Source organism: Prauserella alba, assembly GCF_024171735.1.
GTDB classification, from domain to species: Bacteria; Actinomycetota; Actinomycetes; order Mycobacteriales; family Pseudonocardiaceae; genus Prauserella; species Prauserella alba.
Window position 1 is genome coordinate 922,099 of sequence record NZ_JAMTCH010000005.1, and the last position, 18,436, is coordinate 940,534.

16 protein-coding genes and 1 rRNA gene are annotated in these 18,436 nt (G+C 69.9%); 9 read left to right on the forward strand and 8 right to left on the reverse strand.

The annotated features are described in order from the left end of the window. Positions 1–237: 237 nt before the first annotated feature. Positions 238–1,299 (reverse strand): PA containing protein, encoded by a 1,062-nt coding sequence (locus LY12_RS19920; RefSeq protein WP_253858833.1) that lies wholly within the window; start codon positions 1,297–1,299, stop codon positions 238–240. A gap of 488 nt (positions 1,300–1,787) precedes the next feature. Here LY12_RS19920 and LY12_RS19925 point away from each other — a divergent pair, with 488 nt between their 5' ends. The 3 genes from LY12_RS19925 to LY12_RS19935 all read left to right on the forward strand — a co-directional run bounded on the left by LY12_RS19925 (position 1,788) and on the right by LY12_RS19935 (position 5,081). Then, entirely contained in the window at positions 1,788–2,882 is a 1,095-nt protein-coding gene (locus tag LY12_RS19925; RefSeq protein WP_253858834.1) for an adenosine deaminase, read from the forward strand. Positions 2,883–3,062: 180 nt separating this feature from the next. Beyond that, positions 3,063–3,692 carry an HAD family hydrolase gene (locus LY12_RS19930; RefSeq protein WP_253858835.1) on the forward strand — a complete coding sequence of 210 codons (630 nt, stop codon included), beginning with the start codon at positions 3,063–3,065 and terminating at the stop codon, positions 3,690–3,692. 54 nt (positions 3,693–3,746) lie between these two features. After that, a complete protein-coding gene (locus LY12_RS19935) occupies positions 3,747–5,081 on the forward strand; it encodes an MFS transporter (protein WP_253858836.1) in 1,335 nt (444 codons plus the stop codon). Between the two features lie 132 nt (positions 5,082–5,213). Here the strand turns inward: LY12_RS19935 and LY12_RS19940 are convergent, their stop codons facing one another. Further along, positions 5,214–6,479, reverse strand: coding sequence for a SatS C-terminal domain-containing protein (locus tag LY12_RS19940; protein ID WP_253858837.1), 1,266 nt, complete (start codon positions 6,477–6,479; stop codon positions 5,214–5,216). A 143-nt stretch (positions 6,480–6,622) separates the two neighbouring features. Between LY12_RS19940 and LY12_RS19945 the strand changes: the two genes are divergently transcribed. Further along, complete coding sequence (locus tag LY12_RS19945; protein WP_253858838.1) at positions 6,623–9,142, forward strand: DEAD/DEAH box helicase; 2,520 nt, start codon at positions 6,623–6,625, stop codon at positions 9,140–9,142. A gap of 252 nt (positions 9,143–9,394) precedes the next feature. Here the strand turns inward: LY12_RS19945 and LY12_RS19950 are convergent, their stop codons facing one another. Next, positions 9,395–9,859 carry a nuclear transport factor 2 family protein gene (locus LY12_RS19950; protein WP_253858839.1) on the reverse strand — a complete coding sequence of 155 codons (465 nt, stop codon included), beginning with the start codon at positions 9,857–9,859 and terminating at the stop codon, positions 9,395–9,397. 88 nt (positions 9,860–9,947) lie between these two features. On the opposite strand from LY12_RS19950, the gene LY12_RS19955 reads away from it, so the two are divergent. Further along, a complete protein-coding gene (locus LY12_RS19955; RefSeq protein WP_253858840.1) occupies positions 9,948–10,514 on the forward strand; it encodes a TetR/AcrR family transcriptional regulator in 567 nt (188 codons plus the stop codon). A 21-nt stretch (positions 10,515–10,535) separates the two neighbouring features. Here LY12_RS19955 and LY12_RS19960 read toward each other — a convergent pair whose 3' ends face one another. Continuing rightward, on the reverse strand, positions 10,536–11,408 hold the full coding sequence (locus tag LY12_RS19960; protein ID WP_253858841.1) for a LysR family transcriptional regulator: 873 nt from the start codon (positions 11,406–11,408) through the stop codon (positions 10,536–10,538). Between the two features lie 81 nt (positions 11,409–11,489). Here LY12_RS19960 and LY12_RS19965 point away from each other — a divergent pair, with 81 nt between their 5' ends. Both LY12_RS19965 and LY12_RS19970 read left to right on the forward strand, forming a co-directional pair. Next, a complete protein-coding gene (locus LY12_RS19965) occupies positions 11,490–12,473 on the forward strand; it encodes an EamA family transporter (protein ID WP_253858933.1) in 984 nt (327 codons plus the stop codon). Then, the gene (locus LY12_RS19970; RefSeq protein ID WP_253858842.1) at positions 12,470–13,105 is read left to right on the forward strand and encodes an NAD(P)-dependent oxidoreductase; all 636 of its coding nucleotides are present in this window, start codon (positions 12,470–12,472) and stop codon (positions 13,103–13,105) included. The genes LY12_RS19965 and LY12_RS19970 overlap by 4 nt, the downstream gene beginning before the upstream one ends. Before the next feature lie 7 nt (positions 13,106–13,112). Here LY12_RS19970 and LY12_RS19975 read toward each other — a convergent pair whose 3' ends face one another. From LY12_RS19975 to LY12_RS19990, 4 genes are all read right to left on the reverse strand, one after another. Continuing rightward, complete coding sequence (locus tag LY12_RS19975) at positions 13,113–13,979, reverse strand: aldehyde dehydrogenase family protein (protein ID WP_253858843.1); 867 nt, start codon at positions 13,977–13,979, stop codon at positions 13,113–13,115. Continuing rightward, entirely contained in the window at positions 13,972–15,405 is a 1,434-nt protein-coding gene (locus LY12_RS19980; protein ID WP_253858844.1) for an aldehyde dehydrogenase family protein, read from the reverse strand. The genes LY12_RS19975 and LY12_RS19980 overlap by 8 nt, the downstream gene beginning before the upstream one ends. Positions 15,406–15,409: 4 nt before the next feature. Further along, positions 15,410–16,363: a deoxyribose-phosphate aldolase gene (gene deoC / locus LY12_RS19985; RefSeq protein ID WP_253858845.1), complete on the reverse strand. Its 954-nt coding sequence runs from the start codon at positions 16,361–16,363 to the stop codon at positions 15,410–15,412. Positions 16,364–16,446: 83 nt separating this feature from the next. After that, the gene (locus LY12_RS19990) at positions 16,447–17,139 is read right to left on the reverse strand and encodes a DUF1707 SHOCT-like domain-containing protein (RefSeq protein WP_253858846.1); all 693 of its coding nucleotides are present in this window, start codon (positions 17,137–17,139) and stop codon (positions 16,447–16,449) included. Positions 17,140–17,221: 82 nt separating this feature from the next. On the opposite strand from LY12_RS19990, the gene upp reads away from it, so the two are divergent. Continuing rightward, a complete protein-coding gene (gene upp, locus LY12_RS19995; RefSeq protein WP_253858847.1) occupies positions 17,222–17,845 on the forward strand; it encodes a uracil phosphoribosyltransferase in 624 nt (207 codons plus the stop codon). Positions 17,846–18,244: 399 nt separating this feature from the next. Then, positions 18,245–18,436: ribosomal RNA gene (locus LY12_RS20000) — 16S ribosomal RNA — on the forward strand; the annotation flags it as partial.

The window sequence follows — 18,436 nt, forward strand, 5'->3', positions numbered from 1 at the left end:
CACAGTCACGCGCCAGCGTGCCCGTGAGGGGCGGTGGTCGGGCTGACGGGCGGGGGCCACGAATCCTCCCCTCGCGACCGGCCACGTCACTCACGACCGTGCCCTTCGTGACGACCCCCACGACCGCACCCTCGCTGACCGCGTCACTCGTAGTGGCGTGGGCGACCGTCCGGACCGCGAAAAGCCCCGGGCACCTGAGCAGGTGTCCCGGGGCTTCTCACGCTGTGGCGTTGCGGCTCACTCCTCGGCGTCGGCGTCGGCCGAGCCGTTGTTCTTGGCCTTGGCGTCCGCCTTCTGCCGGTTTCCGCCGTTGCGGCGGCGCGGCTGCCGCGGCGCGGGCGGCTGCACCGCCACCGTCTGCTGCGCCGGACCGCCACCGCCGCCCAGCATCAGCTCGGCGAACGTGGCCATCGCCTCGTCCAGCTGGCCGCCGATGCGCCGCACGGACTCCTCGCTGTTCTTCTGCACCACGGCTTCGACGTCGTCGGCCTCGGGCTGCTTCGACAGCGTGCCCTCGACACCCGCGAAACCGGACCGCACCGACCCGTCCAGGTCGCCCAGTCGCCCGGTGAGGTCGTCCTCGACCTTGTCGACCCGCGTGCCCAGGTCGTCGAGCTTGCTCGTGACCTGCTCGAGCTTGTCGGTGACCTTCTCGAGCCGCGCGGTCGGGTCGATCGTCTCCGCCGCTTCGGTCACCGACGTCTTCACGGCGTCCGTGGAGGTGCTCAGCCGCTCCTTGGCGTCGGTGTCGAGCCGCTCCACGCGCTCCTTGAGACCGGTCTCCATGGTCTCGATCCGCTCGCGCACCGGGTTGCCGACCGTCGTCGGCATGGCCTCGAGCTTGTCGTCCTGCTTGTCGAGGTGCCCGCCGAGCTCGTCGATGCGCCGGTGGATGTTCTCGAGCTTGTCCTCGAGCCCGTCCATCCGGCCCGCGACCGCCTCGAACTTGGCGGCCATGCTGTCGAGCCTGCCGTCCAGCTGCGCGAACGGCTTCGCGAGTTTGTCGACGACCGCCTCGATGTTCTTGCCCAGCTCGGCGATCGCGTTGTCCTGCGCCTCCATGCGGGTCATCGCCTCGTCGAGGCGCTCCGCGAGGACACCGACCTCGGTGCGGTCGGGCAGCTCGCCCAGCCGCTTGCGCACCGCGCCGAGGGAGTCGATCGGGGCGAGCCGGGCGTAGATGTCGTCCAGCGCGTCGAAGATCTGCTGCTGTTCGCTCTCTCGGACCTCGGCCGCGCGCACGAGCATGTTGCGCATCCGGTCGAAAGACGGAGCTGCGAGTTGGTTGTCAGTCGTCACTGCGAGTCCTTCATCGGCGGGGAAAGGATGGGACGTGATCGGCAGCCTATCCATCCCCGAAATGGGGCGGCCAGCGCCCCCGGGAAATTGTGCCGGTGGTCGTGGCTTATGGCGGCATACGCCGGGTGCAACGGCAGGAATAACGAACCGGTCAACATATTGCGCGAACGTTGACACGACTCGTTCGACTCACCGGAGTCGTGTCCGTGATGTCCGATATTCGCGGTGCGGGCCTTCTCGATGCCTCGGGTTCACGTCGAGCGTTGGTGGTCCGGCCGTGCGGGGATGCGGTGACGTGGTGACGTGGGAAACGCGGTGACGTGGCCTGCCGGCGGCGAGGTGGGTGGGCGCCCGCGGCCGTCGGCGCGGCCGGTCCGCGGGTGGCGCACCGGCAGGCGTCCGCCGGGGCGCGGAGGTGCCCGGAGTTTCGGCCGGTCTCGTCGGCGTGGAGCAGGGCGTGGCCGGCCGCGGGCGAGTAGTGTCAGTACATGGACACCACAAGTGCCCCGAGTAGGGAACAACTACGGCAGGCCCCCAAGGTTCTGCTGCATGATCACCTCGACGGCGGATTGCGTCCCCGCACGGTCGTCGAGCTGGCGGACAGCACCGGTTACGACGGGCTGCCGACCACCGACGTCGACGAGCTCGGCCAATGGTTCGCCGACGCCGCGGACTCCGGTTCGCTGGAGAAGTATCTGGAGACGTTCGCCCACACCTGCGGCGTCATGCAGACCGAGGACGCGCTGGCCAGGGTCGCCGCCGAGGCGGTGGAGGACCTGGCGGACGACGGCGTGGTCTACGCGGAGCTGCGCTATGCCCCCGAGCTGTTCGTCGAACGCGGACTGTCACTCGATGCGGTGGTCAAGGCCGTCACGGACGGTGTCACGGAGGGTGAGCGCAAGGCGCGCGCCAAGGGCCGCGGCATCCGCGCCCGGCAGCTGCTGTGCGCGATGCGCCAGCACGCCCGTGCGTCCGAGATCGCCGAGCTGACCGTCCGGCACCGTGACACCGGCGTCGCCGGTTTCGACATCGCCGGTCCGGAGGCCGGATATCCGCCGACGCGGAACCTCGACGCATTCGAGTACATGCGTTCCAACAACGGTCATTTCACCATTCACGCGGGCGAGGCTTTCGGGCTCGCCTCCATTTGGGAGGCGATTCAGCATTGCGGCGCGGAAAGGCTCGGTCACGGCGTTCGGATCGCCGACGATCTGAAGATTTCCGCGGACGGTGAAGTGCAATTGGGCAGGCTCGCCTCGTTCGTGCGTGACACCCGTATTCCGCTGGAGCTGTGTCCCTCGTCCAACGTTCAGACGGGGGCTGCGCCGTCGATCGCCGAGCATCCGTTCGGGCTGCTCGCGAAGCTGCGTTTCCGGGTGACGGTCAACACCGACAACCGGTTGATGAGCGGCTGCTCGATGTCCTCGGAGTTCGCTGCACTCGTCGACGCGTTCGGCTACGACTGGGCCGATCTCCAGTGGTTCACGATCAACGCGATGAAATCCGCGTTCCTGGATTTCGACCAGCGGCTCGACGTGATCAACAACGTCATCAAGCCGGGATACGCCGGGCTGATGGCCTGATCCGCGCGGCAGGGGCCCGGATGTCCGCATCGCGGGCGGCCGCCAGGGATGCGGCCGGCCGCGCGGGCACCGGCCCCGGAGCGCGCCGCCGCGCCGTCTCCCGGGTGGGACGACGGACTCCTCACGGTCGGCGGAAACTCGTTCGGGTCGCCGCGGCTCCGGCGGCTACAGTGCGTCGCGATGACGCGACTGCACTTGTTCGACATGGACGGCACCCTCATTCACGACTCGGCCGCGGCGATCGAGCTGTCGAAGCAGATCGGCGTCGAGAGCGAGATCGTCGAACTGGAACGGGCCTTCGCCGACGGGCTGCTGAGCACTGGTGAGTTCGCACGGCGTGCGCAGGCCCTGTGGGGCGAGCTGACCGAGGCGCACGTCGCCGCCGCGTTCGACGGCGCGCCGTGGCTCGACGGCATCCGTGAGACGTGGGCCGACATCCGTGCGCGCGGCGAGCACTGCGCCGTCATCTCGATCTCGCCGAGCTTCTTCGTCGAACGGCTGGTGCCGTGGGGTGCGCACGCCGCGCACGGCTCGCCGTGGCCCGCGGTGCCGTTCGCCGAACCCGTCGACCCGGCGCTCATCCACACCCCCGACTCGAAGGTGCGCATCGCCGACGAGCTGTGCGCGGCCTTCGGAGTCACCCGCGCCGACTGCGTGGCCTACGGCGATTCGTCGTCCGACGTCGCGCTGTTCGGCGCCGTGCCGGTCTCGGTGGCCGTCAACGCCGATCACCACGTCGGCGACCTCGCCACCCGCGCCTACTCGGGCCGCGATCTCCGGGAGGCCCACGCGCTCGCTTGTGACAGTTAGCCACGCGAACTAAAGTCCATCATTCAGGATCGTCGTCTTGAATGGTGGGAGCCGATGACGCGGACAGGACCTCGGGGCGACGGCGACGGCGACGGTCGCGGCGACGGCCACAGTGACGGCCACAGTGACGGCGATGGTGACGGTGGCGGTCACGCCGCCGTGCGGAGCCGCGACGTCGCCGTCGAGTCCGCGGGTGGTGGCCTCGGGGGACGTGGATCCGGCTGGTTCCGGTGGCGGATCCTCGCGCTCGGCCTGAGCGCCCAGACCGCGAGCTGCGCGTTCCTGTTCGGCATCCCGTTCCTCGTCCCGGCGATGCAGCGGGCGGAGAACCTGACGCTCAGCCAGGCGGGCACGGTGGTCGTCGCGCCCAGCATCGGACTGCTGCTCACGCTGATCCTGTGGGGAGCGGCCGCCGACCGCTACGGCGAACGCCTCGTCATGGCCCTCGGGCTCGGCGCCTCCGGTCTGCTGCTGCTCGTCGCGGGCCTCACCGGCCCGTCGCTGTCCGCGCTGTTCGCGCTGCTCGTTGCCGCGGGCGCGTGCACGGCGTCGGTCAACGCCGCCAGCGGCCGGGTCGTCATGGGGTGGTTCTCGGCCGCCGAACGCGGCGTCGCCATGGGCATCCGGCAGACCGCGCAGCCGCTCGGCGTCGGCGTCGCGGCCCTGGCGCTGCCGCTGCTGGCCGAACACGCCGGGTACCGCGGTGCGATGCTGCTGCCCGCCGTGCTGGCACTGGCCGTCGCGGTGCTCGTGGCGTGGTTCGTGGTCGACCCGCCGCGGCCGGAACCCGACGGCGACGGCGATCGCCCGCATCGCGACCGGTCGCCGTATCGCGGCGCGACGCTGTGGCGCGTGCACGGCTCCAGCGCGCTGCTGGTGGTCCCGCAGTTCGCGGTGTCGGCGTTCGCGCCCGTCTACCTCGTGACGATGCACGACTGGAGCGCGCTCGCCGCGGGAGCGTTCCTCGCGGTGCTGCAGGGCCTCGGCGCACTGGGCAGGCTCGCGGCCGGGTACTGGTCGGACCGCGTGCGCAGCAGGCTCCGTCCGATGCGGACACTCGCGGTGGCGAGCGCGCTGGTGATGCTGCTACTGGCGGGCGGCGACGCGACGTGGTCGTGGCTGGCGGTCGGCGCGCTGATCCTGGCGGCCGTCATCACCGTGAGCGACAACGGACTCGGCTTCACCGCGTCGGCCGAACTCGCCGGGCTCAGCTGGGCGGGCCGTGCGATGGGGGTCCAGAACACGACGCAGAACCTCGCCGCCGTGCTGACCCCGCCGCTCCTGGGTCTCGTGATCGGCGACACCCGCTACGCGCTGGCGTTCTGCGTCGCGGCGATCTTCCCCGTGCTGGCCGTCTGGCTCACCCCGGTGCGCAGCGAACGCTGGTGAACACTGCGCCCGCGTCGGCGTCACGTGCGGGAGAAGCCCCCAGGGGCACCTTGGTTGCGTTGAGTGCAACCAAAGTGCCCCTGGGGGCACTCGAACCCGGTGGCCAGCGAACGGTGGTGAACGCAGGCGGGGTCAGTTGACGTGGAGGCGGTCCTCGAAGTCGTCGACGAGGCGTCGCCAGGTCTTCTGCTCGTCGTCGAACGGGCCGCTCGGCGCGAGCCGGGTGGGGTCGGGCTTGAGGACGTACGACACGAGCCAGCCGAGCCGTTCCGACGTCGCGAGCGCCTCGCCGACGCTGTCGTCGCCCGACCAGTCGGCGGCGTCGGTCAGCAGTTCGACGGCCAGTTCGAGCTGGTTGGGGTCGACCGCGTCGGGCCCCTCGCCGAGGTCGGAGTCCAGCGAGGCCAGGACGTAGGTGTTGGCCGCCTCGACCTCGACCTCCAGCTCGCCGCCCGTCGCCGCCGTCAGCACCTCGTCCCACGTGGACACGTCGGACAGTTCGCTGTCGGCGAGATCGCCCGGCTCGGCCAGCTTGCGGGCCAGCGCCTTCGGCGAGGTGAAGACCTCGATCGTGCCGTTCGAGCCGAGGAAGACCGGATCGTCGTCGAGGTAGCAGCGCAGCGTGTAGTAGTCGCCACCGGAAGTGACGATCTTGATCGGGTCGATGCCCACCTCGCCCCAGAAGCCGAGTTCCTCGTCCTCGTCCTCGTCGGAGGCAGAGGCGGAGTCGGAGCCGCTCACCGGGTCGATCTCCTCGCCCTCGGTGTCCACTCCCGCCCCGGACTCGGCGGACTCCTCGTGGAACGCGGCGAGTTCCTCGGCCGTGGTCTCGAGCGTCGCGGCGTCGACCTCCGGCACGGTCACCAGGTCGTCGACCGCGTCGAGGATCGTGTCCCACTTCTCGGACACCGTCTCCGACAGGTCGGTCCACAACTTGCCGCCCTCGCGGCCACTGAACGGAAGCGTGCCCTGGTCGAGAAGCGAGAAGCCCTCGCAGCTGTCGAGGACCTCGTGCACCTCGTCGAGCTCGCACACGTCGGCGAGCGAGCGCACGATGCCCACGATCTCCGCCAGTTCGGACAGCGTCCACGAATCGGGCGTCTCCGCCACCATCTCCGGGACACCGACCAGGTCGTACGAGTGGTCGTCGTCCGGGATCAGCTCGGGCGCGTTCAGCGCGGGCACGGTGTGCCACGCCGGATGGTCGATCAGGTCGTGCTGCTCGGCCGTGCGCACGTACGCGGCGAGGTGCGCGGCGTCGGGGAAGGCGTACAGGTCCTCCTCATCGCCGAGGAAGGCTTCCCACTCCTCGCCGTCCTCCCGCCAGCGCGGGGCCCACAGGGTGACCAGGTCGCCCTGCGGCAGCCCGAGTTCGATCGGGATGATGTCCTGTGCCATTACTTCCTCCGCCACACACTGATGCGCCCAGCTCGGCAGGGGATTCACTCCGCCGGGGCGCGCCTCGCAGCGTACGGGTTCCACCCGGTTCCCGCGATCACCCCTCACCGGCCGAAAGTCGCGATGACACCATCTAGGTCACGATGACTGACTCCCTTGCCGACCGCCTACCCGGCGACTCCGACCCGGACACGCTGTTCGAAGCCTTCACCGACTGGACCCACGAGCGCGGCATCGAGCTGTATCCGGCGCAGGAGGAGGCCCTGATCGAGGCGGTCTCGGGGTCGAACGTCATCCTCTCGACGCCGACCGGGTCGGGTAAGAGCCTGGTCGCCGTGGGCTCGCACTTCGCCGCGCTCGCCGACGGCAGGCGGAGCTACTACACGGCGCCGATCAAGGCGCTGGTGTCCGAGAAGTTCTTCTCGCTCGTCGAAACCTTCGGTGCGGACAACGTCGGCATGGTGACCGGAGACTCCTCGGTGAACCCGGACGCGCCGATCGTCTGCTGCACCGCGGAGATCCTCGCCAACATCGCGCTGCGTGACGGCGCCGACGCCGACGTGGGCCAGGTCGTCGCCGACGAGTTCCACTTCTACGCCGAGCCCGACCGCGGCTGGGCCTGGCAGGTGCCGCTGGTCGAACTGCCGCAGGCACAGTTCGTGCTCATGTCGGCCACGCTGGGCGACGTCTCGTTCTTCGAGAAGGACCTGACGCGGCGCACCGGCCGGTCGACCGCCGTGGTCACCTCCGCCGAACGGCCCGTGCCGCTGACGTTCCGCTACGCGATGACGCCGATGCACGAGACGGTCACCGAACTGCTCTCGGGAGGCCAGGCGCCGATCTACATCGTGCACTTCTCGCAGGCCGCCGCGGTCGAGAGTGCGCAGGCACTGGTGAGCATCAACGTCACGACCCGCGCGGAGAAGGACGCCATCGCCGAGACCATCGGCGACTTCCGGTTCTCGGCCGGGTTCGGCAAGACCCTGTCCCGGCTCGTGCGAGCGGGTATCGGCGTGCACCACGCGGGGATGCTGCCGAAGTACAGGCGCCTGGTCGAGCAGCTCGCGCAGGCGGGTCTGCTGAAGCTGATCTGCGGGACGGACACGCTCGGCGTCGGCATCAACGTGCCCATCCGCACCGTGGTGCTGTCGGCGCTGACCAAGTTCGACGGCACCCGCCAGCGGCACCTGAAGGCACGCGAGTTCCACCAGATCGCGGGCCGCGCGGGCCGCGCGGGTTACGACACCGACGGCTACGTCGTCGCCCAGGCCCCCGACCACGTCATCGAGAACGCCAAGGCGCTCGAGAAGGCGGGCGATGACGCCAAGAAGAAGCGCAAGATCACGCGCAAGAAGGCGCCGGAGGGCTTCGTCAACTGGACGGAGACGACGTTCGAGAAGCTGATCGCCGCCGAACCGGAACCGCTGACGTCGAGTTTCACGGTGACGCACTCGATGCTGCTCAACGTCATCTCACGGCCCGGCGACGCGATGACCCACATGCGGCACCTGCTGGAAGACAACCACGAGGACAGGGCGTCCCAGCGCAAGCACATCCTGCGGGCCGTCGCGATCTTCCGGGCGCTGCTGGCCGCCGGCGTCGTCGAACGACTCGACACTCCCGACGCCGATGGCCGCCGCGTGCGGCTGACCGTGGACCTGCAGTTCGACTTCGCGCTCAACCAGCCGTTGTCGCCGCTCGCGCTGGCCGCCATCGAACTGCTCGACGAGGAATCGCCCAGCTACGCGCTCGACGTGGTGTCCATCATCGAGTCCACGGTGGACGATCCGAAGCAGATCCTGTCGCAGCAGCGGTTCAAGGCGCGCGGCGAGGCCGTCGCCGAGATGAAGGCCCAGGGGATCGAGTACGACGAGCGCATGGATCTGCTGGAGGAGATCGACTACCCGAAGCCTCTGCAGGAACTCCTCGACGCGGCGTACGCGACGTACCGGCAGGGACATCCGTGGGTCGCCGACTACGAACTGTCGCCCAAGTCGGTCGTGCGCGACATGTACGAGCGCGCGATGAACTTCGTCGAGTACATCGGGCACTACAACCTCGCCCGCTCCGAAGGCGTCCTGCTGCGGTACCTCGCCGACGCCTACGACACGCTGCGCCGCACCGTCCCCGACGATGCGAAGACCGAACCGCTGAGCGACCTGATCGAATGGCTCGGCGAACTCGTGCGCCAGGTCGACTCGAGCCTGCTGGACGAGTGGGAGGCGCTGCGGCACCCGGACGAGGAGATCGCCGCGGGCCACCCCGAACAGGCGCTGCCCGAGGGGCCGCCGCCGGTCACCCGCAACGAGCGGGCGTTCCGCGTGCTGGTGCGCAACGAGATGTTCCGCAGGGTCGAACTCGCCGCGCGCGAGGCCCACGACGCGCTCGGCGAGCTGGACGACGACTGGGACGCCGACGACTGGGCCGACGCATTGGACGAGTACTTCGAGGAGTACGACGAGATCCGCACCGGCCCGGACGCGCGGGGGCCCGCGATGCTGATCATCGACCAGCAGCCGGGGGTCTGGAAGGTCCGGCAGATCTTCGACGACCCGGAGGGTGACCGCGACTGGGGCATCAGCGCCGAGGTCGACCTCGACGCCTCCGACGAGGTGGGCGCCCCGGTGCTCCGCATCACCGACGTGGGCACGCTCTCCGGCTGAGGCGTTCCCCGCCGCGTGTCCTGCGTCGAGACCCGCGTGTTGCGCTTTCCGGGGACCGTGTTGCGCCCTCACGGGGCCTTGTTGCGTTTCCCGGGGGTCGTGTTGTGTTTTCCGGGGTCCGTGTTGTGCCCACGCGGTGGTGCGGCACCCGATGTCGGAGGGCTCGATGTCGCTGTGACCGGGGTTGCTGTGCCGATGTTGCAGGCCCGGCCTCGCCGTACGTGAACTCGCCGTACTCGAACGTGCCGGGGATCAGCCTCGCAGTGGGATGTCGAGGCCGTGCTCGTCGGTGGGCCGGGGTCCGTGGATCCGCCGGTCGGCTTCGGTGATGGGAATGTCGTTGATGCTGGCCTCGCGACGGGACATGAGCCCGTGGGAGTCGAACTCCCAGAGTTCGTTGCCGTAGCTGCGCCACCATTGCCGGTCGGCATCGCGGCATTCGTACTGGAAGCGGACGGCGATGCGGTTTCCTTGGCATGTCCACAGGCTCTTGCGCAGGGCGTAGTCGAGTTCGCGCTCCCATTTCCGCGTCAGGAACGCGACGATCTCCTCGCGGCCGTGGACGAAGCTGTCGCGGTTCCGCCATGTCGAGTCGGGGGTGTACGCCGAGGCGACCCGTTCGGGGTCACAGGTGTTCCAGGCGTCTTCCGCCGCTTGAACCTTCTGCAGGGCGGTGTCCCATGTGAACGGTGGGTACGGCGGGCGGTCCGAGGGCACGGCGAAACCTCCTGAGGTTGAGAACGGTCATTCTCTACCGTGTGGTCTACAGTAGGGAACGACCGTTCTCGACGTCAAGGAGCCGTTGATGCCCGCCCCCATCACCGAGGAGCGCAACCTCGCGGACCGGGAGACGTTGCTCGACGCCGCGGAAGCTCTCTTCTACGAACGGGGGATCCGGTCGGTCGGGATGGACGAGGTCCGGGCGGCCTCAGGGCTGCCGCTGAAACGCATCTACCGGTTCTTCGCGACCAAGGAGGACCTGGTGGTGGCGGTCCTCCGGCGTCGTGATCAGCGCTGGCGAGCCAGCCTGAGCGCGCACGTCGAGCAGGTGGCCGAGCCGCGGGAACGTGTGCTCACGATGTTCGATTGGCTCGCCGAATGGTTCGCCGAACCCGGATTCCGGGGATGTGCCTGGATCAACGCCCACGGCGAACTCGGGTCGCAGTCCCCGGCGGTGCTGGCCGAGGTGCGCGCGCACAAGCAGGCGTTCCACGACCAGGTCGCGGAGTGGGTCGGGGCAACCGGCGAACCGGTGACCGAGCCGGTGCTGCTCCTGGCGGAGGGCGCCATCGTCACGGCCGGAATCAGCGGCGACCCGGCACCGGCCGCGCAGGCACGAGCCGCCGCCGCGAGGCTCCTCGGCGCGACGTAGCCGGCCGCCGCGGCGGTCGCGTCAGGTCTGCACCTCCAGTTCGGCGAGGAACGCCGTGGCTGCGGGAGTGGGGTTGAAGTCGCTCCACATCAGATACTCGGTGCGCCTCGGGCCGTCGACGACCGGCACGGTCGACAGGTCGGGGCGTTCGGGGACGACCCCGGTGGGCAGGAGCGCGACGGCGAGCCCGTTGCCGACGAGATCGAGGATGAGAGCAGCGTCCGTCGCCTCGAACGCGACCCTGCGGGTGAGGTCCGCCGCGGCGAAGGCGTTGTCGCTCTGCGCCCGGCCTGCGCTCCCGGTGGGGAAATCGGCGAACGCCTCGTCGGCGAGGTCCATGAGGTGGAGGCGACGGCGGCCCGCGAGCCGGTGGTCATGGGGAACGACGGCGACGAGCCGTTCCCGCGCGAGCCGTCGATGGCGACCGCCCCGAGGTTCGGCCGTGTCGGGCAGGCCGAGGAACGCGACGTCGATCTCGCCCGCACGGACGGCCGCGGCGAGGTCGTCGCTGTTGCCCGTGCGCGAGGTCACGGCCACATGCGGGTGCCTGCCGCAGAACCGCCGCAAGGCGCCGGGCAGATCGACGGCGGTCAGCGTCGGGATGATGCCGACCGTCAGGTGGCCGCGGATGTCCCCCTCGGCGGCTGCTGCGTCCTGGGCGGCACGCTCGGCCGCAGCCACGGCGGCACGCGCGGCGGGCAGGAACGCGGTACCGGCCCCGGTCAGCTCCACTCGGCGGCTGGTGCGCGCGAACAGGCGCACGCCCAGCTCGCTTTCCAGTGCCTTGACCTGGTGACTCAGTGACGACTGGACGACGAAACATCGCTGCGCGGCGCGGGTGAAGCTCATCGTGTCGGCCACGGCGAGGACGTACCGCAGCTGCTGCAGTTCCATCGATTCATGGTCCCAGACGATCGCTGTGATGAAAACGATGTGTTGGACTCATCGAAGAGCGGCCTCGAGGCTGGACGGGTGATGACCGGAATCCCGTCGACCGCACCACGCGGCCGCGTGGCGCTCACCGCCCTGACGGCACTGGCCCCTGTCGTGTGGGGCACGACCTATGTCGTGACGACGCAACTCCTGCCGCCGGGCCACCCGCTGTTCGCGGCGCTCGCGCGGGCGCTGCCCGCGGGGCTGGCGGCGGTGCTGCTCACCCGCACGATCCCGCGCGGGGAATGGGTGTGGAAGGCCGCGGTGCTCGGCACCCTGAACATCGGTGCGTTCTTCCCGCTGTTGTTCCTCGCGGCCGAACGATTGCCCGGCGGGGTCGCCGCCACCCTGGGTGCGACCCAGCCGATCATCGTGGCGTTTCTCGCGCTCGGCGTGCTGGGCGAACGACTGTCGGGCCCGCGGCTGGGCTGGGGCGTCGTCGGGGCGTTCGGCGTCGCGCTCGTCGTGCTCGGCCCCGAGGCCGCGCTGGACCCGGTCGGAGTCGGGGCGGGACTCGGCGGTGCCGTGGCGATGGCGCTCGGTGTCACGTTGACGAAACGGTGGGGCCGTCCCGAGGGCGTGGGTGCGCCGGCCTTCGCGGGGTGGCAGCTGGCCGCCGGTGGCTGTGTGCTGCTGGTCCCGACCTTGGTGATCGAGGGCGTACCCGGCCGTGTCGACGCGGCGGGTGTGGCCGGGTACGCGTGGCTCGGCATCGTCGGCGGGTTACTGGCCTACACCGTCTGGTTCAACGGCCTGCGCAGATTGCCCGTGACCGCAACCGCGCTGCTCGGCCTGTTGTCACCGCTGGTGGCGGCCGTGCTCGGAGTGCTGGTGCTGGGCGAGGTGCTCAACGTCGCGCAACTCGGCGGCTTCGCGCTGGCGCTCACGGCGATGGTCGCGGGCCAGGCCACCGGCTCCGCGCCGCCACGCGCGGCAACACCGGCTCCCGAAGACACGCCACCCGAAGACACGCCACCCGAAGACACCGCGTCGCCCGCCGGTGTCCGTCTGCGAGGAAACCCATGAACCTGACGATCATCGGTGCGACCGGAATGGTCGGCACCCGCCTGACCGCCGAAGCGCGGGACCGCGGACATCGCGTCACCGCGGCGTCCCGCAGGCCCGGGACGTCCGACCGACGTGGGGTGTCGACGACGGCGGTCGACGTCGACACCGGCCGGAACCTCGGGACGGCCGTCGCCCGGGCCGACGCCGTCGTCCTCACCATCCGTGCGGCCGCGGGCCGGGAGGACCTGCTCGGCCCCGCCACGACGCGCGTTCTCGACGTGGTCGCGGATGTGGGCGCGCCGCTGCTGGTCATCGGCGGTGCGGGACCGCTGCGTTCCCCGGATGACCCGGCCCGGCTCGTCGCCGACGATCCGGCGCACGTGCCGGCAGCGTGGCGGCGGCTCGCCGAGGCGAGCACTGCGCAGCTGCACGCCTGCCTGGATCACCCGGCGGCGACGTGGACGTACCTCAGCCCGCCCGCCGTTCTCGAACCCGGCGACCGCACCGGCACGTACACGCGGGGCACCTCCGCGCTCCTGATCGGACGGAACGGCGCGTCGCGCATCAGTGCCGAGGACCTCGCCGTCGCCGCCCTCGACGAGCTCGAGAACCCGGGCACCGAACGGCACGTCACCGTCGCCGCGCCGTAGCCGCGCCTCACGTGCCCTTCGGATGCCAGACGGTCTTGGCCTCGAGGTAGTGCCGGAGGCGGGAGATGTCGGGACGCCGGGTCCAGTCGGGTTCGTCGCCGGGAACGGTCAGCACCCGCTTGACGGTGCCCGACGCCTGCTGCGCGACGTCGACGCGCGCCCCGGGGCTCGCGCCGGTCGGGTCGACCGCGTTGACGTCGGCGTGCGAGGCGAGCCACGGGCCGAGCTCGTCGGCACGTCCCGTCAGCACGTTCACCACTCCGCCGGGGACGTCGGACGTCGCGAGCACCTCGGACAACGTGATCGCGGGCAGCGGCCGGTCGGCGCTGCTCACCACGACCGCGGTGCAGCCCGTCGCCACCACGGGTGCGAGCACGCTGACCAGACCGAGCAGCGACGACGACTGCGGCGCCAGTACCGCGGCGATCCCGGTCGGCTCCGGAACCGTGAACGAGAAGTACGGCCCCGCCACGGGGTTCGCCGCGCCCAGCACGCTGGCGATCTTGTCGGTCCACCCGGCGTACCACACCCACCTGTCCACGGCCGTGTCTACAGTGGACATGGCTTCCGCGGTGGGCACGCCTTCGCACGCCGACACCTCGGCGGCGAACTGCTCCCGCCTGCCCTCCAGCATCTCGGCGACGCGGTAGAGCACCTGACCGCGGTTGTAGGCGGTCGCGCCCGACCAGCCGCCGAACGCCTTCCGCGCGGCCGACACCGCGTCGCGCACGTCCTTGCGCGAGGCGTGCGAGGCGTTGGCCAGGAACCCTCCCACGGAGTCGGTCACCGGGTACGTCCGCCCGGATTCGGAGCGAGGGAACTTCCCGTCGATGTAGAGCTTGTACGTCTTCGCGACACTCACCCGGTCAGACATGCAGGTACGCCTCCAGTCCGGTGCGGCCGCCCTCGCGGCCGAAACCCGACTCCTGATAGCCGCCGAACGGAGCGGCGGGGTCGAAGCGGTTGAACGTGTTGGCCCAGACCACGCCGGCGCGCATCCGGTCGGCCAGCCACAGGATGCGCGAGCCCTTCTCGGTCCACAGGCCCGCCGACAGGCCGTACGGCGTGTTGTTGGCCTTCGCCACGGCCTCGTCCGGGGTACGGAACGTCAGCACCGACAGCACCGGCCCGAAGATCTCCTCCCGTGCGACCCTCATCGACTGTTCGACGCCCGACAGCACGGTCGGGGCGAAGAAGAAGCCGCGTTCGGGCAGCTCGCACGGGCTCGTCCAGCGCTGCGCGCCCTCGTCCTCACCGGACGCGGTCAGCTCGCGGATCCTGGCCAGCTGCTCGGCGGAGTTGATCGCGCCGATGTCGGTGTTCTTGTCCAGCGGATCGCCGAGCCGCAACGTCGACACCCGCGCCCGCAGCTTGCCCAGCAGTTCCTCCGCCACCGACTCCTGCACCAGCAGGCGCGAGCCCGCACAGCAGACGTGCCCCTGGTTGAAGAAGATGCCGTTCACGATCCCTTCGACAGCCTGGTCGAGCGGGGCGTCGTCGAACACGACGTTGGCCGCCTTGCCGCCGAGCTCCAGGGTTAGCCGCTTGGGCGTGCCCGCCACCGCGTGCTGGATCTCCTTGCCGACCGCGGTCGACCCGGTGAACGCGATCTTGTCGATGCCGGGGTGGCGCACCAGCAGCGAACCGACGTCACCCGCGCCCGGCACGATGTTCACCACGCCGGCGGGCAGCCCCGCCTGCTGGCAGATCTCCGCGAACACCAACGCGCTCAGGGGCGTGGTCTCGGCGGGTTTGAGCACCACCGTGTTTCCGGTGGCGAGTGCGGGCGCGATCTTCCACGCCAGCATCAGCAGCGGGAAGTTCCACGGGATGATCTGCCCCGCGACACCGAGCGGCTGCGGGTCGGGACCGTAGCCCGCGTAGTCGAGCTTGTCCGCCCAGCCCGCGTGGTAGAAGAAGTGGGCCGCGGCCGTCGGGACGTCGGAGTCGCGCGACTCCTTGATCGGCTTGCCGTTGTCCAGGGTCTCCAGCACGGCCAGTTCGCGCGCCCGTTCCTGAAGCAGCCGTGCGATGCGGAACAGGTACTTGGCGCGCTCGGCACCCGGCATCGGCCCCCAGACCTGCTCGAACGCCCGGCGTGCCGCCCGCACCGCCGTGTCCACATCGGGCTCGGCCGCCGTGCCCACCTCGGCCAGGATCTCCTCGGTCGCCGGGTTGACCGACTTGAGCGGATCGCCGCCGCCGTCGACGAACTCGCCGTCGATGAACGGCCGGTAGTTCGGTTGCAGATTCGCCAGGTCGCGCGATTCGGGCGCGGGCGCGTATTCCCACACGCTCATCGGATCAATCCACCGCCACGTAGTCGGGGCCACTGTAGTGGCCGTCGTGCTGGGTGCGCCGTTGCAGCACCAGGTCGCTGAGCAGGCTGGACGCGCCGAACCGGAACAGCTCCGGCGTCAGCCATTCCTCGCCGGCCACCTCGTGGACGGCCACGAGGTACCTGAGTGCGTCCTTTGTGGACCGGATGCCGCCCGCGGGTTTGACCCCGCGCAGCTCGCCGGTCGCGTCGTACCAGTCGCGGACGGCCTGCAGCATCACGTGCGTCACCGGCAGGGTCGCCGCGGGGGAGACCTTGCCCGTCGACGTCTTGATGAAGTCGCCACCGGCCAACAGGCCGAGCCAGGAGGCCCGCCGCACGTTGTCGTACGTCGCCAGTTCGCCGGTCTCGAGGATCACCTTCAGGTGCGCGTCTCCGCAGGCCTGCTTCACCGCGCGGATCTCGTCGAACACGTCGCCGTACCGGCCTTCGAGGAACGCGCCGCGGTCGATCACCATGTCCACCTCGGTGGCGCCCGCATCCACGGCCAGCGCCACGTCGGCCAGCTTCACCTCGCGGCTCGACCGTCCGGAGGGGAAAGCCGTCGCCACGCTCGCGACACCGATGCCCGTGCCCGCCAGGGCCTCCACGGCGGTGGCCGCCATGTCCGGGTAGACGCACACGGCCGCGACCGGGGGAGTGTCCGGCCGGTCCGGATCGGGCCTGCGCGCCTTCGCCGCCAGCGAACGCACCTTGCCCCGGGTGTCGGCGCCCTCGAGCGTGGTCAGGTCGACCATCGAGATCGCGGTGTCGATCGCCCAGAGCTTCGCGGTCTTCTTGATGCTGCGGGTGCCGAGGCTCGCGGCCCTCGCCTCCACGCCGACCTGATCGACTCCGGGCAAACCCTGCAGAAACCGGGACAGGCTCGTCTCGTCGCGAGTGGCGTCGGCGAACGCTGCCGGCGAACTAGCTGTTGCCATGCCCGCGAGCGTAGCTTCCCGCGGGCGGCGCCGGGGCCGAGTCGGTGATGCCGCCGGGGCGTTCGGGCCGGGGCCGGGCACGGCTACTCGAGCCGCTTGTCGCCGCCGCCCTCCACCTTCTTCTTCCGCGGCATCCTGCGCACCTCGACGCCCGCCCAGAAGGCCAGTCCGTTCACGGTCACCACAGGTGCGCCCTCGGGCACCTCGCCGGCGGGCCGGGGGTCCTTCTTCTCGACCTCCTCGAACGCACCCATCACGCCCACACCGGTCACCCGCACGTGGACGTCGTCCGGCACGATCACGTCGATCCCGGCCATGATGGCGACCGCCGTGATCGTCACCTCGCGTTCGGCGAACCGCGCCTCGCGCAGGTCGATCTCGACACCGCCCCAGAACGCGAAGCTGTTGTGCTGCCGGGGCACCACCCAGCTGCCCTTGCGGTCGGTACCGGACATGATCGCGATCGACGTCGCGGACCCGGGCGTACCGCCGATCCGGCTCTCCGGCGGGTGCGGCGAGGTCGGTGCCGGCGGTCGCGGGGACGAGCCGGCGGGCGAGACGGATCCGGGGATGTCGACCAGTACCGGCTCGAGCTCACCCAGCGTCTTCGCCGCGTACACGACGCCGAGCCGCTGCTCGAGCTCGTCCATCGTGATCCGGCCGTCGCCCATGGCCGTGTGCAACTGCTGTGCGACCCGTTCCCGGTCCGCGTCCGAGGCGCGCAGCTGCGCCGGCTCGATGCGGTGGGGCTCGACGGGTCCGGACTCGTCGGTCATGCTCCGTCACCTTAGTGGCACGCCCGGTCGTTTTCCGCACTTCCGCCGGGCGGCGACGACGCTCGTCGTTACCCTGACGCCCATGGACGTCCAGGTCGTCGAACACCCGCTGGCCCGCGCGCGCCTGTCCACCATGCGCGACGCCCGTACCGACAGCGCCGCCTTCCGCGCCGCCCTCCACGAGCTGACGGTGATGCTCGTCTACGAGGCGACGCGCGAGGCGCCCCTCGTCACGGACCGCATCCACACGCCCGTCGCCCTGACGGACGGGTACCGGCTGGAGTCGCCGCCGCTGCTCGTGCCGGTGCTACGGGCCGGGCTGGGGATGGCCGATCAGGCCCACAAGCTGATTCCGGACGCGCAGATGGGGTTCGTCGGCCTTGCGCGTGACGAGGAGACGCTGCTGCCGACGCCTTACATGGAGTCGCTCCCGGAGTCCCTCGCGGGCAGGCCCGTGTTCGTCCTCGACCCGATGCTCGCCACGGGCGGATCGATGGAGCACACGATCCGCATGCTCACCGGCCGTGGGGCGACGGACGTGACGGCCGTGTGCGCGCTCGCCGCTCCCGAAGGTCTGGAGCACCTCGACGAGGCCGGTCTTCCCGTCCGGGTCGTGACGGCGTCGGTGGACGAGCGGTTGAACGAATCCGGGTTCATCGTGCCGGGCCTCGGCGACGCCGGTGACCGTCAGTACGGGACCGTCTGAGCCTTGATCGACTCCTGACCTGCGATTTCGCAAAAAGGGGACCCCCCTGTTTCAGGGGGTAATCGAGCCGTGTAATGTTCTTCTTGTCGCCAGGGAGACCGGGCAGACGGAAAGCCGAAAGGCCGAAGTTTGGAAGCCCCGGGTTACCAGGCAGGGGAGAGATCCCCAGGGTGGCGCTCTGCCCCGAACTCGGATCTGGTAGATTCAAGTGGGGCTCGACGCGGCCCTGATATAAAATCAACTGCGTGTTGTTTGAGAACTCAACAGTGTGTTTGTGAGCTTTGTTTTGTTGTTTTTGTGACCTCGTTTTGGGGTTTCTTTGAGCTAGCGCAGGGCCATGGCTGATGTTGTGTTGGTTGTGGTTGTGTGTTTTTTGCTTGGTTTGAATTTTTCAATGCATTGTTGGAGAGTTTGATCCTGGCTCAGGACGAACGCTGGCGGCGTGCTTAACACATGCAAGTCGTACGCTGAAGCCTGCTTCGGTGGGTGGATGAGTGGCGAACGGGTGAGTAACACGTGGGTAATCTGCCTTGTACTCTGGGATAAGCCCGGGAAACTGGGTCTAATACCGGATAGGACCATTCCTCGCAT

Bases quoted from the DNA above. Each gene is read 5' to 3' on its own strand.
- LY12_RS19925 (WP_253858834.1), top strand. From the start codon at position 1,788: ATGGACACCACAAGTGCCCCGAGTAGGGAACAACTACGGCAGGCCCCC.
- LY12_RS19930 (WP_253858835.1), top strand. From the start codon at position 3,063: ATGACGCGACTGCACTTGTTCGACATGGACGGCACCCTCATTCACGAC.
- LY12_RS19935 (WP_253858836.1), top strand. From the start codon at position 3,747: ATGACGCGGACAGGACCTCGGGGCGACGGCGACGGCGACGGTCGCGGC.
- LY12_RS19940 (WP_253858837.1), bottom strand. From the start codon at position 6,479: ATGGCACAGGACATCATCCCGATCGAACTCGGGCTGCCGCAGGGCGAC.
- LY12_RS19945 (WP_253858838.1), top strand. From the start codon at position 6,623: ATGACTGACTCCCTTGCCGACCGCCTACCCGGCGACTCCGACCCGGAC.
- LY12_RS19955 (WP_253858840.1), top strand. From the start codon at position 9,948: ATGCCCGCCCCCATCACCGAGGAGCGCAACCTCGCGGACCGGGAGACG.
- LY12_RS19960 (WP_253858841.1), bottom strand. From the start codon at position 11,408: ATGGAACTGCAGCAGCTGCGGTACGTCCTCGCCGTGGCCGACACGATG.
- LY12_RS19965 (WP_253858933.1), top strand. From the start codon at position 11,490: ATGACCGGAATCCCGTCGACCGCACCACGCGGCCGCGTGGCGCTCACC.
- LY12_RS19970 (WP_253858842.1), top strand. From the start codon at position 12,470: ATGAACCTGACGATCATCGGTGCGACCGGAATGGTCGGCACCCGCCTG.
- LY12_RS19975 (WP_253858843.1), bottom strand. From the start codon at position 13,979: ATGTCTGACCGGGTGAGTGTCGCGAAGACGTACAAGCTCTACATCGAC.
- LY12_RS19980 (WP_253858844.1), bottom strand. From the start codon at position 15,405: ATGAGCGTGTGGGAATACGCGCCCGCGCCCGAATCGCGCGACCTGGCG.
- deoC (WP_253858845.1), bottom strand. From the start codon at position 16,363: ATGGCAACAGCTAGTTCGCCGGCAGCGTTCGCCGACGCCACTCGCGAC.
- LY12_RS19990 (WP_253858846.1), bottom strand. From the start codon at position 17,139: ATGACCGACGAGTCCGGACCCGTCGAGCCCCACCGCATCGAGCCGGCG.
- upp (WP_253858847.1), top strand. From the start codon at position 17,222: ATGGACGTCCAGGTCGTCGAACACCCGCTGGCCCGCGCGCGCCTGTCC.